The 12,820-nt window shown below is 66.5% G+C and carries 16 protein-coding genes; 2 read left to right on the forward strand and 14 right to left on the reverse strand.

Annotated elements, in window-relative coordinates:
- Position 1: 1 nt before the first annotated feature.
- The 4 genes from H292_RS0119740 to H292_RS0119755 form a co-directional block, all read right to left on the reverse strand.
- Positions 2 to 553 (reverse strand): hypothetical protein, encoded by a 552-nt coding sequence (locus H292_RS0119740; protein WP_019666487.1) that lies wholly within the window; start codon positions 551 to 553, stop codon positions 2 to 4.
- Between the two features lie 73 nt (positions 554 to 626).
- Positions 627 to 1,313 carry a dethiobiotin synthase gene (gene bioD / locus H292_RS0119745; RefSeq protein WP_020112513.1) on the reverse strand — a complete coding sequence of 229 codons (687 nt, stop codon included), beginning with the start codon at positions 1,311 to 1,313 and terminating at the stop codon, positions 627 to 629.
- A complete protein-coding gene (locus H292_RS0119750) occupies positions 1,310 to 2,452 on the reverse strand; it encodes an 8-amino-7-oxononanoate synthase (protein ID WP_020112514.1) in 1,143 nt (380 codons plus the stop codon). Before H292_RS0119750 ends, bioD begins: the two co-directional genes overlap by 4 nt.
- Before the next feature lie 25 nt (positions 2,453 to 2,477).
- The gene (locus H292_RS0119755) at positions 2,478 to 3,743 is read right to left on the reverse strand and encodes an adenosylmethionine--8-amino-7-oxononanoate transaminase (RefSeq protein ID WP_020112515.1); all 1,266 of its coding nucleotides are present in this window, start codon (positions 3,741 to 3,743) and stop codon (positions 2,478 to 2,480) included.
- 84 nt (positions 3,744 to 3,827) lie between these two features.
- Between H292_RS0119755 and H292_RS0119760 the strand changes: the two genes are divergently transcribed.
- Positions 3,828 to 4,034: a hypothetical protein gene (locus H292_RS0119760; protein ID WP_020112516.1), complete on the forward strand. Its 207-nt coding sequence runs from the start codon at positions 3,828 to 3,830 to the stop codon at positions 4,032 to 4,034.
- 30 nt (positions 4,035 to 4,064) lie between these two features.
- Positions 4,065 to 6,029 carry an acyl-CoA dehydrogenase family protein gene (locus H292_RS0119765; protein ID WP_020112517.1) on the forward strand — a complete coding sequence of 655 codons (1,965 nt, stop codon included), beginning with the start codon at positions 4,065 to 4,067 and terminating at the stop codon, positions 6,027 to 6,029.
- Between the two features lie 99 nt (positions 6,030 to 6,128).
- On the opposite strand, the gene H292_RS0119770 is transcribed toward H292_RS0119765, so the two are convergent.
- From H292_RS0119770 to H292_RS0119820, 10 genes are all read right to left on the reverse strand, one after another.
- Complete coding sequence (locus H292_RS0119770) at positions 6,129 to 7,307, reverse strand: PQQ-dependent sugar dehydrogenase (RefSeq protein ID WP_020112518.1); 1,179 nt, start codon at positions 7,305 to 7,307, stop codon at positions 6,129 to 6,131.
- Between the two features lie 75 nt (positions 7,308 to 7,382).
- Positions 7,383 to 7,595, reverse strand: coding sequence for a heavy-metal-associated domain-containing protein (locus H292_RS0119775; RefSeq protein ID WP_020112519.1), 213 nt, complete (start codon positions 7,593 to 7,595; stop codon positions 7,383 to 7,385).
- A 22-nt stretch (positions 7,596 to 7,617) separates the two neighbouring features.
- Positions 7,618 to 7,899, reverse strand: coding sequence for a metal-sensitive transcriptional regulator (locus tag H292_RS0119780; RefSeq protein ID WP_019666495.1), 282 nt, complete (start codon positions 7,897 to 7,899; stop codon positions 7,618 to 7,620).
- Positions 7,900 to 7,915: 16 nt separating this feature from the next.
- Entirely contained in the window at positions 7,916 to 8,155 is a 240-nt protein-coding gene (locus H292_RS0119785; RefSeq protein ID WP_019666496.1) for a hypothetical protein, read from the reverse strand.
- Positions 8,152 to 8,628 carry a hypothetical protein gene (locus H292_RS0119790; RefSeq protein WP_020112520.1) on the reverse strand — a complete coding sequence of 159 codons (477 nt, stop codon included), beginning with the start codon at positions 8,626 to 8,628 and terminating at the stop codon, positions 8,152 to 8,154. Before H292_RS0119790 ends, H292_RS0119785 begins: the two co-directional genes overlap by 4 nt.
- Positions 8,621 to 9,055 carry a hypothetical protein gene (locus H292_RS0119795; protein ID WP_020112521.1) on the reverse strand — a complete coding sequence of 145 codons (435 nt, stop codon included), beginning with the start codon at positions 9,053 to 9,055 and terminating at the stop codon, positions 8,621 to 8,623. Before H292_RS0119795 ends, H292_RS0119790 begins: the two co-directional genes overlap by 8 nt.
- 68 nt (positions 9,056 to 9,123) lie before the next feature.
- Complete coding sequence (locus tag H292_RS28465) at positions 9,124 to 9,282, reverse strand: hypothetical protein (RefSeq protein ID WP_020112522.1); 159 nt, start codon at positions 9,280 to 9,282, stop codon at positions 9,124 to 9,126.
- A 300-nt stretch (positions 9,283 to 9,582) separates the two neighbouring features.
- Positions 9,583 to 10,182: a hypothetical protein gene (locus H292_RS0119810; protein ID WP_020112523.1), complete on the reverse strand. Its 600-nt coding sequence runs from the start codon at positions 10,180 to 10,182 to the stop codon at positions 9,583 to 9,585.
- A complete protein-coding gene (gene hemB, locus H292_RS0119815; RefSeq protein WP_027498939.1) occupies positions 10,179 to 11,153 on the reverse strand; it encodes a porphobilinogen synthase in 975 nt (324 codons plus the stop codon). The genes H292_RS0119810 and hemB overlap by 4 nt, the downstream gene beginning before the upstream one ends.
- A gap of 5 nt (positions 11,154 to 11,158) precedes the next feature.
- On the reverse strand, positions 11,159 to 12,721 hold the full coding sequence (locus tag H292_RS0119820) for a uroporphyrinogen-III synthase (protein ID WP_020112525.1): 1,563 nt from the start codon (positions 12,719 to 12,721) through the stop codon (positions 11,159 to 11,161).
- Between the last annotated feature and the right edge of the window lie 99 nt (positions 12,722 to 12,820).

Genomic DNA, 12,820 nt, shown 5'->3' on the forward strand with positions numbered 1-12,820 from the left:
ATTACGGCTGGCGGTGCTCGCCGACGTGGTTGTCGTCGGTGCGGGGGTCGATCTTGCTGCCGCGAGGATCGAGCGGGTTACCGGGATTGTTCGTGGGGTTGTGGGTGGTGTGGGCCGGGTTCTGCGTGGCACTGTGGTCGCCCGAGCGCGCGTCCTGGTGCACGATCTTCTCTGCCGACGCCTTGTCCACGTCACCCGAGCGAGAGCGGGTCTTCACGTCGGGGTCGATCTTGTTGGCGCGTGCGAATTCCGCGTCCAGTTCGTCGCGTGAGGACGCGGCGTCACCCTGGTGGTTCTCTGCCTGCAGCGTGAGCCTGCGCGCCTCGGCTGCCTTCGCTTCGGCGTCGGCCTGTGCGCGGCGGGCTTTGGCTGCGCTTTCGTCGGCGCGCGCTTGACGCTCTTCGACTTCCGTTGTTCGGTCGGCGGCCTGCTCACGGATGCGTTCGGCCTCGACCCGACGGCTTGCTTTCTGCTTCTTGGACAGGGCCAGCGCGACGGCCACGACGAGAAGTACCACTACTACTGCGATGACGATCCATACTGCTGTGTTCATTGTGGAGCCCCCAACTTGTCGATGATGGGTTCGGGTACCCGCACGGGGGTTCGACAAACTACGAACCGGCGGTTCACCGGTTCAAGATGTCGGCGACGGCCTCCGAGTCGAACCATGCGGGTGCGTCGGCGAGGAACTGCTCCCGGTCCACGCTCCCCGTTCCCGCCGGGATTCGCCCGAGAATCGGGACCCCCGCTACGTCGGGAAGTTCGACGAGGTTGGTACGAGCGGCAAGGTCGGGCTGCGATGGCCACGCTCCCACGATCAGTCCCGCACAGAAGACGCCTGCCCGGTCGAGCGCGCCGACCGTCAGCGCGGTGTGGTTGAGGGTTCCGAGCTCGACGCCGCACACCACCACGACCGGTGCACCGATCTTCGCCGCGACGTCGAGCAGTGTGAACCCCTCGGCGCCGAGCCGGACGAGGAGGCCACCGGCACCTTCCACCAGTACGACGTCCTCGGTCAGCGAGACGATGTCGTCCACCACCGCGCCCAGTTCCAACGCAGGCATTCCGGCGAGGCGCGCGGCGACGTCGGGCGCGAGCGGGTCCGGATAGCGCGCAGTTTCCACGGACCTGGTGATCCCGGTCAGCCGCTCGATGTCCGCGAGGTCGCCCGCCTCTCCGTAGCCCAGACCTGTCTGCGCCGGTTTCACGACGGCGACCGACGCCCCGAGAGCAGACGCCGTTGCCGCGATCGCCGCTGTCGCCACGGTCTTTCCGACGTCGGTGGACGTGCCGGTCACGACGAGAACCGTCATACCGCAGCCCGATGCAGAACGGAATCGAGGACGTTCGCGACGGCCGCGAGCTCGGAGTCGGTGAGGTTCGCGCGCGCGGTCAACCGAAGCCGGGAAGTCCCTTCCGGCACGGACGGCGGCCGAAAACAGCCGACGTGTACGCCTCGCCGAAAGGCGTCCTGCGCTGCGTCGTACGCCCGCTGCGGATCGCCGAGAACGACGGAGACGACGGCCGACTCGGAACGCTCGACGCCGGCGATGTCGGCCAATTGGTGTGCGCGACGACGCACGTCCGCCGCCCGTTCCGGTTCTCGCTGCAGGATCGCGAGTGCTGCCCGAGCTGCTCCGGCAGCCGCGGGAGCCAACCCGGTGTCGAAGACGAAGGGCCGTGCGACGTCGATCAGATGATCACGCACCGCGTGCGTCCCGAGGACCACACCACCCTGCGACGCAAGGGATTTGGAGAGCGTCGCGGTGACGACGACGTCAGGCAGGCCCTGTAATCCCAGTTCGTGCACCAGACCACGGCCACCGGACCCACGGACGCCGATTCCGTGCGCCTCGTCCACGAGCAGGGCAGCCGAATACCGTCGGCACAGTCCGTGAAGTTCTCGCAGAGGCGCGAGGTGACCGTCGGTGCTGAACACAGAATCGGTGACGACGAGCGCACGGTCCTCGGTTCGTGTTCGAAGCGAGTGTTCGACGGCGTCCAGGTGCGTACGGTCGAACACCTCGATCCGTGCTCTCGACAGTCTGCATGCGTCGATCAGCGACGCGTGCGACGCGGAATCGGACAGCACCACCGAATCGCGTCCGGCCAGCGCGGCGACGGCGCCCAGGTTGGCGGTGTACCCGGAGGAGAACACCAGCGCGGATTCCGCGCCGACGAAGCGAGCCAGGTCGTCCTCCAACTCCTCGTGCAGCGTCGTGGTGCCGGTGACGAGCCTCGAACCCGTGGCACCCGCGCCCCACCGATTCACCGCAGCGCACGCGGCGTCCACCACCTCGGGGTGACGAGAGAGGCCCAGGTAGTCGTTCGAGGCGAGATCGATCACGGGGCCGTCATCACCGGGCCGAGCGGGGCGCGGACGCAGCGTTCGGTGGACCCCGCGCTCGCTGCGCAGGCGTGCCGCTTCGGTCAACCAGTCGAGTGCCGCCACACGGGCGACCCTACTTGAACACCGTTCAAGTTCGCGCGACGGCCCCGATCGCACGCGCGATCCGCGCAACGTCCTCGGCCGCGCAGACGTACGGCGGCATCGTGTAGACGAGCTTCCCGAACGGCCGGAGCCACACACCCTCGCCGACGGCGGCATCGGTCGCCCGCTGCATGTCGACGGGCTCGTCCATCTCCACGACGCCGATCCCGCCCAGCACACGAACGTCGGCGACGCCCGGCAGATCCCCCACCCCGGCCAGACCGTCGCGCAGGCCCGTCTCGATGCCCGCGACCTCGGACCTCCAGTCACGTCCCAGCAGGAGCTCCACCGCGGCGACGGCGACGGCACACGCGAGCGGATTGGCCATGAACGTCGGGCCGTGCATGAGCCCGCCCGCCTCACCCCCGCTGATGACCTCGGCGACGTGCGATGTCGTCAGTGTCGCCGCCAGGGTCATGTACCCGCCGGTCAACGCCTTGCCCACACACATCACGTCGGGAGCGACCGAGACGTGATCGGCGGCGAACAACTCACCGGTACGCCCGAATCCCGTGGCGATCTCGTCGAACACCAGCAGCACATCGTGCTCGTCGGCCATCCTCCGTAGCTCGGTGAGATACCTCGGATCGTGGAAACGCATGCCTCCCGCGCCCTGCACGAGCGGCTCGACGACGATGGCCGCGATCTCGTCGGCCCTCGCCGAGAGGATGTTCTCGAACTGCCCGAGGTAGCCGGCATCGAACTGCCTCGGCGGGGCAGGCGCGAAGATCTGCCGGGTGAGGACGCCGGACCACAGCGAGTGCATCCCACCGTCGGGATCGCAGATGCTCATCGGCGCGAACGTGTCGCCGTGATAGCCGCCGCGCCAGGTCAGCAGCCTGCACTTGGCCGGTTTGCCCAGACTCCGCCAGTACTGGATGCACATCTTGACCGCCACTTCGACGGACACCGAACCGGAGTCGGCGAAGAAGACCTTGTCGAGACCGTCCGGGGTGATGCTCACGAGCAGCTCGGCCAACCGCGCCGCGGGTTCGTGCGTGAGCCCGCCGAACATCACGTGACTCATCCGGTCGATCTGGGCGTGCGCGGCCGCGTCGAGCACCGGATGGCGATATCCGTGCACCGCCGCCCACCACGAACTCATTCCGTCGACGAGTTCGCGCCCGTCGGCGAGCGTCAGCCGGACACCCGATGCGCCCGCGACGACGAGCGGCGACGTCGCAGAGGGAAATCCACCGTAGGGATGCCACACGTGCTGCGCGTCGATTGCGGCGATCTGCGCTGCGTCCAAGCTGGTGTCCGTTCTCGTTCGGGGGCGAAGCCGGGCAAGTGGAATATGTAACACCCGTGTTACGTCTGCATTACACTCGCCTGCATGGAGGCACAACACGAGCCGGCCCGGTATTCGTGGCCCGACGGGTTCCGCGAGCACCTGATCCGCGAGTTCGACGGTTACAGCCCTCTCGTCACCCGCGCTCTGGAGGACAACGGCGCCTCGGTCTTCGGCGACGGGCCCTACGGGCGCAGCAAGTTCTGGTCTCGGATGCGCAAGTTCGGCCGCGAATATCTGTGGCCCGCCTGAGCGAGCCGGATCCGTAGGTTACCGTCGAGTATGGCAACCACTTCGGAGCATCTGCGTAACACATTGGACGGCCGTTGGCGCGACGTGAAGAACGAAGCGCGCGCTCAACTGGTTCGCGACGAATTCCGTCCTCACTACACCCCCAACACCGTGATCGCGCGCACCAAGGCGCTGGAGCAACTCAAGTTGCTGGCCCAGCACGGTGCGGCGGACGATGGTTTCAAGAAAGAGCACGGAGGCACCGGCGACGTCGGAGCCGCGGTCACCATGATCGAGATGCTCGCGATGTCGGACCTGTCGCTCATGGTCAAGGCCGGAGTCCAGTGGGGACTGTTCGGCGGCGCCATCGAGAACCTCGGCACCGAGCGTCACCACGACGCCTACGTACGGCGCCTCATCGACCTCGACTTGCTCGGATGCTTCGCGATGACCGAGACCGGTCACGGCAGCGATGTGCAGTCGCTCGAGACGACGGCAACCTACGACCGTGAGACCGACGAGTTCGTCGTCCACTCCCCCACACCGTCGTCCCGCAAGGACTACATCGGTGGTGCAGCCGAAACCGCAACGGTGGCCGCAGTGTTCGCGCAGCTGATCACCGCCGGCCCGGGCGAGGAACCCGAAGGACACGGCGTCCACTGTTTCTTCGTCCCGTTGCGAGACGAGGACGGCAACGACCTCCCCGGCATCACCACCTCGGACTGTCAGTACAAGGGCGGACTGCCCGGCGTCGACAACGGCCGCATCATGTTCGACAACGTCCGCATTCCGCGGGACAACCTGCTCAACAAGTACGCGGACGTCTCCTCCGACGGCACGTACTCCTCGCCCATCGAGAACCCGAGCCGTCGCTTCTTCACCATGCTCGGAACGCTGATCCGTGGCCGCGTCACGGTCGGCGGGTCCGCCGCCGCAGCAGCTCGGGTAGCCCTCGACATCGCCACGCGATATGCGTTGCAGCGCAGGCAGTTCTCGGCACCGAAGTCCGACGACGAGGTGCTCATCATGGACTACCTCGTGCACCAGCGCCGGTTGTTCCCGTTGATCGCGAAGTCCTACGCGTTGCAGTTCGCGCAGAACGAACTGGTCGCCAAACTGCACGAGATGCAGACCTCGGACAACCCCGATGCCGAAGAGCAGCGCGAACTGGAATCCCGAGCCGCCGGCCTCAAGGCCGCCAACACCTGGCACGCCACCAGGGCGATCCAGGAAGCACGTGAAGCATGCGGCGGCGCAGGTTATCTCGCGGAGAACCGGCTGATATCCCTCAAGGCCGACACCGACGTGTTCACCACGTTCGAAGGCGACAATCACGTGCTCACGCAGCTCGTGGCGAAGGAACTGCTCACCGCGTACGCCGACGACGTCAAGTCCATGAGCCCCGTCGAATGGGTGCGGTTCGCCGCAGAGTTCGCCGGTGATCGCGTCGTCAAACGCACTGCGGCGCAGACGATCATGCAGACGATCCTCGACACCCGCCAGGACAACGAGGAAGAGGGCTCCCTGTTCAACCGCGGAACCCAGGTCAAGATGTTCGAGGACCGCGAGGACTACCTGCTCTCCACCGTCGCCCGCAGGCTGCAGAGCAAATCGAAGGAAACGAGCGCGTTCGACGCCTTCAACGCCGTGCAGGACCACGTGCTGCACGCAGCCAGCGCACACATCGATCGGATCATCCTCGAAGCCTTCGTCGCCGGCATCTCCTCCTGCGAGGACGAGGCAGCCAAGGAACTACTCGAGCAGGTCTGCGACCTCTACGCACTGTCGGTCATCGAAGAAGACAAGGCGTGGTTCATCGAACACCGCTACCTCTCCACCGAACGCTCCAAAGCCGTCACCCGCGGCATCAACGAACGTTGCCGCACCCTCCGTCCGCACGCCCTCGAACTCGTCGAAGGCTTCGGCGTTCCCGAACAGCTCCTCGGCGCAGCCATGCTCGGTCACCCCCAGGCCGGCAGCGACGAAGAGTCCGCCTCGAACCCCAGCAAGGCCTGAGCACCCGCCTTCGCACCGGACCGAACGTGCCGTTCAGTCACTTCAAGTGACTGAACGGCACGTTCGGTCTCGAAAACGGGGGCTCCGGGAGACCGTGGGTCAGGCTCCGGCCGGTGAGACGCGGAGGATTCGGTCACCCGAGCCGTTGTCGGTGGTGAGCAGGAACGACCCGTCGCCCGTGGAGGTGAGTGAGCGGAGCCGGCCCCACTCGCCTTCGAGCGCGTCCACTTCCTGTTCGACGGTGATTCCGTCGGCGCCGAGTTTCAGGAACACCAGTTTTTCGCCCTGCTGGCTGGAGATGACTGCGGCGCCGGACCAGTCGCCCCATGCTGCACCGTCGACGAACGTCAGGCCGGGGGTGGCGATGGTCGGCTCGCCCGAGCTCCAGACCGCGTCGATGGCGCCGGGAACGCGATCGGGGTCGGTCATCGGGACCGACTCGTCGTAGATCAACGGGTTCCGGTCCGGCTTCCAGCCGTAGTTTCCGCCCGCGACCAGTAGGTTCAGTTCGTCGTCGCGGGTGGAGCCTTGTTCCACCTCGTACAGGCGGCCGGTGCCGGGTTGGAATGCGAGACCCTGAACGTTGCGATGCCCGAGGGTGTAGATGCGGCCGGGTGCATCCGCTGCGGCGCTGCCATCGACAGCGTCGACGTGCAACACCTTGCCGCCCAACGAGTTCCGATCCTGGGGCACCGACGGGGACGCCGTGTCTCCGGTGCCAACGTACAGGGTTCCGTCGGGTGCGGCCAGGATCCGGCAGCCGCCGTGCCTGCCACTGGACGCAACGGGGATGTCGTCGATGATGGCCCGGTCCCGCGTCAACGTCGTCCATGCCTCGTCGACGGTCCACCGGACGACCTCGATGTGATTGCCGCTTCCGGCCTGCGAGCTACCGGGCGCCGCGCTCCCGGTGTCGACGCCTGCTCCCTCGACGCCCTGGCACGTGAACAGTGCCCGCGATTGCTCGAAGTCGTGGGCCAGTTCGATTCCCATCAGCCCGGTCTCACCCTGGGCGTAGAGGTCGTCGAGATTCGCCGCGACTTCGCCGGCCGACCCGTCTGCCCGCTTGACGACGAATCTGCCGCTACGTTCACCGGTGAGGATCGTCCCGTCGGGGGCCTGGACGACGTCCCACGGCCGGGCGAGCCCGTCGAGCTCGGTGGTGACGGTCAACCCGACGCCGCCCTCCGGGGGCTGAGCCACCGCCCCCGTCGAACACGCGAGTGTCAGAGAAAGACTGGTCACCAGGATTCCGGTACCGGCCAGCAACTTGTTCACAGATCGTCTCCTCGAAAGCGAGCAGGGATGATCTATGACCTGTACCACGAACCGCGGCCGGTAAACCGGACATTTCTACGATACGAGACGGTATCCCGCGTCGCTCACCGCACCGGCGATCGATTCTCGTTCCAGTGCAGTATCGCTGGTCACCACCACTTTGCCCGACGCCACGTCCACCGTCACTCCGGTCACGCCACCGATCTCGGAAATCTCCTCCGACACCGACGCAGCGCAGTGCTGGCAGGTCATTCCTTCGACGATGTAACTGTTCTCCACGCTCGACACCTTCTTTCCGTTGGCTGCGACTTCAGGACCGAACGAGCCGTGCGATGGCGTCCGATGCCTCTTTCACCTTTGCGTCCGCGTCGGGACCGCCACGTTTGGCAGCCTCGACGACGCACCCCGCGAGGTGCGCGTCGAGCAGCTTGAGCGAGACGGACTGCAGCGCTTTGGTTGCCGCCGAGACCTGGGTCAGTACATCGATGCAGTACCGATCCTCGGCGACCATGCGCGAGATGCCGGCGATCTGACCCTCGATGCGACGCAGCCGCTTCAGCAGATCGTCCTGCTCGCTCGTGTAACTACTCATGCCGCCGATGATACCCCTACCGGGTATGGGAACGCCCCTGAAAACGAACTCTGACTGCGTCGACCAGCAGTAGAAATGCGACGGTCACGCAGGCAGCACCGGCCGCTGTCCAAGAACCGGAGTACCGAACCGCCACGAATTCGGGCGCGCCCTCGTCCGTGGCCGCGAACAGGTGTTCCGTCGCACCGAGGTTCCAGCACACGACGGCCGCCGCGAACAACAGCACGGCACCGAGCACCTCCACCGCGGATCTCATGGGCCGCTCACCACCACTTCTTCCAGGGCCTCTCGTAAGCCGTCGTCGTCCTTCGCCCAGGCCTGAACCAGGCCGCCTCCCACCAGGCGCAACCCGACGCCGTGGCGTCGGCGGGGGATGCCGGTGAGCTCACCCAGCACCCGGGCGGTTTCCCACTTCTTCGGCTCGTATTCACCCGCGGCGTACTCGGGCGCCGGAAAGACGACGGCGATGTCCGCCACGGGCAGCCTTTCGGTGCCCTGGCGAAGCTCGGTCGCCGTGAGGGCCACGCTGACGTGGCGGCGAGCTGCGCTGACCTGAACGTAGGTGAAGCCCGTCAGCACGACGGCAACCACTGCGAGCGCGACCCAGTGGACGACAGGCCCCGTCAGCAGCTCGAACACCAGTACCGCAGCGCAGAAGGCAGGCCCCCACAGCAGCGATCGCCACCGAGCTCCCGGCTCTTCGAACAGCGCGTCGTTCGAGTCAGTCATGGGCGAACCACGGTGTCGCCGAGGGGCGGTAGATCACCACGCAGGCGGCGATCAGGACGAGGGCGACTGCGAGTAGTTCGGAGAACAGACCGAAAACGAAGACCACCACGAGGAGCAGCAGAACGGTGACCGACGACAGCAGTACGGACACGGCCCGCATCCTTGCGTGTCCGGCGCGCACGGGTCCGGCGAGGAATCCGAGAACGATGCCCAGGAGTCCGCAGCCTGCACCGAGAAGACGAATGGTGCCGAGGTAGGAATCGATCTGAGCGGGTGTGTTGCCCTCGTCGGCGAGAGAGGTGCGTAGTTGGTCCACCGGCACGGTCAGCGTGATCAACGCGACGAAGACGAGCAGTACCGCAGCGATCAGCCACAGCAGGTATGCAGCGGTGACGACGCGCGGGCGTGCGTCCTTGTCCGAATTCACGATTTCATAGTGCCCGGTTGCGTGTGATCGAACCACAGTGGGTCGGCCGAGAACCGCCGCGCGAATCTTCAGTGCGAGACGAGCGCCGGAATGACGATTGCGACCGATGCGAGGATGCCCATGGCAACCACGAGGGCGATCAGGAAGAGCTCTCGGGTGACACCGTGTTCGACGGGAATCGTGCGCTCGGCGGGTGGTGCGATCCGCCTCGAACTTGCCTGAACCATGGGTTCACCTCATCCTGACGCACGGGCATCTGCAGTGACAATTGTCACCGTACCCTCCCTCGGGTGCTCACCCTAATCACCAGGTCAGGCTGCACTCAACCCCATACTCACGATCAGCACGGCTACCGAGACGGCGGTGAGCAGGCCGAGGAGCGCCCACAGCGGACGGCCGCGTTCGGGCTCGGGAACTTCGGATAGGGCCATGAGATGTCCGATCTACTCGACGGGTTCCCCCATCGCGTGATCGTAGTCACATGTGGCGCATGTGGCTGATGTGACACGCGGAGCGTCGGCCGAGTGTCAATGCTTCCGCGCCGCCAGAAAGTACGCCTGCGACTCCTTGCGATGCATCAGATACACCGCGCCGCCCGCCAGAACACCCTGCAGAATGCCCGCGACGCTCATGGCGATCTGCATGGCTCCACCGTCGACACCGAAGGCGAACAGCTGCGGGACGGCGAGCACCACCGTGACGGTTCCGATGACGGTGAGCACGGTTCGCGCCCAGAGCCGTCCGAGTCGCATCTTGTTCACCCAGTACAGGAACAGCCCCGCGAACGCGATGCCGATGACGGCCATCAACACCAGGGCGCCGGTCAGGTAACTTTCCGCGGATTCGAGCGTCAGCGGCAGCGACGGATCCTGTCTCGCCACGTCGTCGACCAGTTGCTGGGCGAACGGCGTGCGATCGGAGTTCACCATCACCAGGGTCAGAATCGAACTGATCAACCCGAGCGCGGTCACACCCCACCACAGATGCCGTGACGTCTCGATGTCCAGAGGAGCCGAACTGCGGGCCGCGGGCTGTTGCGGCGGGATGGCGTCGAATCCCACGGGGCCGTGCTCGGCTTCCCAGCGTGCCCAGTCGGGCTCGGGCGGGCGTTGTCCGTCATTGCTCACAGCCAGCCCGCCGCTTCCGTCGCCCAGTAGGTCAACACCACGTCTGCGCCTGCACGGCGAATGCTGGTCAACGACTCCAGGATTGCCGCGTCGCGGTCGATCCACCCGTTCTGGGCGGCCGCGGTGATCATCGAATACTCGCCGGAGATCTGGTACGCCGCAACCGGAACGGACGAGATGTTCGCGACGTCGCGCAGAATGTCGAGGTAGGACATCGCAGGCTTGACCATCACCATGTCCGCGCCCTCGTTCAGGTCCAACTCCACCTCGTGCACGGCCTCGCGGCGGTTCGCCGAATCCTGTTGGTAGGTACGGCGATCGCCCTGGAGCGACGAGCCGACGGCCTCGCGGAACGGACCGTAGAACGCCGAAGCGTACTTGGCCGAGTAGGCCAACTGTCCGATCTCGCGGTGCCCGGCGGCGTCGAGTGCCTCACGGATGACGCCGACCTGCCCGTCCATCATTCCGCTCGGTCCGAGCAGGTGTGCCCCTGCATCGGCCTGCGACAGCGCCATGTCCACGTAACGAGTCAGCGTCGCATCGTTGTCGACCGCGCCGTCCTCGGTGAGGACACCGCAGTGACCGTGGTCGGTGAACTCGTCGAGGCACGTGTCGGCCATGATGACCGTCGCATCGCCCAGATCCGACTTCAGCCGCCTCAGACCGCGATTGAGAATGCCGTCCGGATCGCTCGCGCCGGAACCCTCGGCGTCCTTGTCCTCCGCCTTCGGCACGCCGAACAGCATGACACCACCGACGCCTGCTGCGACAGCCTCCTCCGCGGCTGTGCTCAACGAATCGAGCGTGTGCTGGAAGACTCCGGGCATCGACGAGATCTCACGAGGCTCGGCGATACCGTCGGCGACGAACATCGGCAGCACCAGGTGCCGTGGCTGCAGCGACGTTTCGGCGACGAGGCGCCGGAGCGCCGGGGTACGCCTGAGCCTGCGGGGACGGTCTACGGGAAACACCGGCCTCAGCGCCTACGGGACTTCTTGCGGGGAGGAGGCAGTGCGCCTTCGGCGCGCAGCCGAGCTGCGTGCTCGGCGAGCGCTTCGATCAGCGGACCGACCTGCGCGGTCTCCGGCTGCACGTCCACGCGCAGACCGAATTCCACCGCCGTCTCGGCTGTCTTCGGCCCGATGCACGCGACGAGTGTGCGCGCATGCGGCTTTCCGGCGATACCGACGAGATTGCGGACCGTGGAGCTCGACGTGAAGCACACGGCGTCGAATCCACCGGTCTTGATCATCTCGCGGGTCTCGGCGGGCGGCGGCGCTGCACGCACCGTGCGGTAGGCGGTGACGTCGTCGATCTCCCAGCCACGTTCACGCAGGCCCTCGGCAAGGGTCTCGGTGGCAATGTCGGCACGCGGCAACAGAACTCGGTTGACCGGGTCGAACACCTCGTCGTACGGCGGGAAGTCCTCGAGCAGGCCGAGAGAGGACTGATCACCCGACGGCAGCAGTTCGGGGTTGATTCCGAACGAACGGACCTTGTCCGCGGTTGCTTCACCGACGCAGGCGATCTTGACGCCCGAGAACGCGCGAGCGTCCAGCCCGAACTCCTCGAACTTCTCCCACACTGCGCGCACGGCGTTGGTGGAGGTGAAGACGACCCACTGGTAGCGGCCGTCGACGAGGCCCTTCACCGAGCGTTCCATCTGCGCGGGGCTGCGCGGCGGCTCGACGGCGATGGTCGGAACCTCGATCGGGATCGCACCGTGCGTGACGAGCCGATCGCTCATCTCACCGGCCTGATCCTTCGTCCGAGGCACCAGCACGGTCCACCCGTACAACGCCCGAGATTCCCACCAGGACATCTTGTTTCGGCCCGAAACGACCTTTCCGACGGTCACGACGAGCGAGCCGACGAGTTCGCTGCCCGCGTCGTTGAGCGTCGCGAGGGTGGCCTCGACGGTCCGCTGCTGACGGGTGGTGCCGCGAACGGTGATCGCGGCAGGTGTCTGTGGGGCGAGCCCGTGCTCGGTGAGCGCACTCGCGGTCTCGGCGAGGTGGCCGGACGTCGCGTGCAGAACCAGCGGGCCGGGAGCGGCCGCCAGAGCAGCCCAGTCGACCTCGCCGCGCACGTCGGCTTCGGTGTGACCGGAGCCCAAGGCCATGCCCGCGTAGCTGGGAACAGCCGATCCGGACGGGAGACCCGGCAGGACCTCGAACTGAACGTGGGTGCGAGCAACGGCAGCGACCTCGGCGATGACCGAATCGGTCGTCAACGGATCACCCGACACGAGACGGACGACGTCGTGGCCGTTCTTGGCCTCGGCCAGCAGAGTCTTCGCGACCTCGGCGGGCTCACCGAGGGCGGGACGGACGTCGACACCGTTCTCCCCGGTCTCCGGGTCACGCGGGAGGTCGTTGCCGACCAGCGCCACGACACCCTTGTCGACGTCGGGATCGGTGAAGGCGAGTTCGGCTGCGCCGAGCACTTCGCGTGCGCGGACTGTGAGCAGAGCCGGATCTCCCGGCCCCGATCCCACGAACAGGATCCGTCCGTTTGCGTTCTTGCGGACTGGGCTCATCGGTTGTTCTCCAGTGCTGTCTTGTGTGGGTAATGCAGTTCGAGCGGGGTTGCCGGGCCCCGTTTCGGTATCAGTCGCGCGGTCGCTATCGCGCCGCCG

This window comes from Rhodococcus sp. 114MFTsu3.1, from assembly GCF_000383555.1.
Classification (GTDB): Bacteria; Actinomycetota; Actinomycetes; order Mycobacteriales; family Mycobacteriaceae; genus Rhodococcoides; species Rhodococcoides fascians_E.

What these genes read in the sequence shown, in the direction of transcription:
- H292_RS0119740 (WP_019666487.1), bottom strand. Translation starts at nt 553, where the DNA reads ATGAACACAGCAGTATGGATCGTCATCGCAGTAGTAGTGGTACTTCTC.
- bioD (WP_020112513.1), bottom strand. Translation starts at nt 1,313, where the DNA reads ATGACGGTTCTCGTCGTGACCGGCACGTCCACCGACGTCGGAAAGACC.
- H292_RS0119760 (WP_020112516.1), top strand. Translation starts at nt 3,828, where the DNA reads ATGGAGGCACAACACGAGCCGGCCCGGTATTCGTGGCCCGACGGGTTC.
- H292_RS0119765 (WP_020112517.1), top strand. Translation starts at nt 4,065, where the DNA reads ATGGCAACCACTTCGGAGCATCTGCGTAACACATTGGACGGCCGTTGG.
- H292_RS0119780 (WP_019666495.1), bottom strand. Translation starts at nt 7,899, where the DNA reads ATGAGTAGTTACACGAGCGAGCAGGACGATCTGCTGAAGCGGCTGCGT.
- H292_RS0119785 (WP_019666496.1), bottom strand. Translation starts at nt 8,155, where the DNA reads ATGAGATCCGCGGTGGAGGTGCTCGGTGCCGTGCTGTTGTTCGCGGCG.
- H292_RS0119790 (WP_020112520.1), bottom strand. Translation starts at nt 8,628, where the DNA reads ATGACTGACTCGAACGACGCGCTGTTCGAAGAGCCGGGAGCTCGGTGG.
- H292_RS28465 (WP_020112522.1), bottom strand. Translation starts at nt 9,282, where the DNA reads ATGGTTCAGGCAAGTTCGAGGCGGATCGCACCACCCGCCGAGCGCACG.
- H292_RS0119820 (WP_020112525.1), bottom strand. Translation starts at nt 12,721, where the DNA reads ATGAGCCCAGTCCGCAAGAACGCAAACGGACGGATCCTGTTCGTGGGA.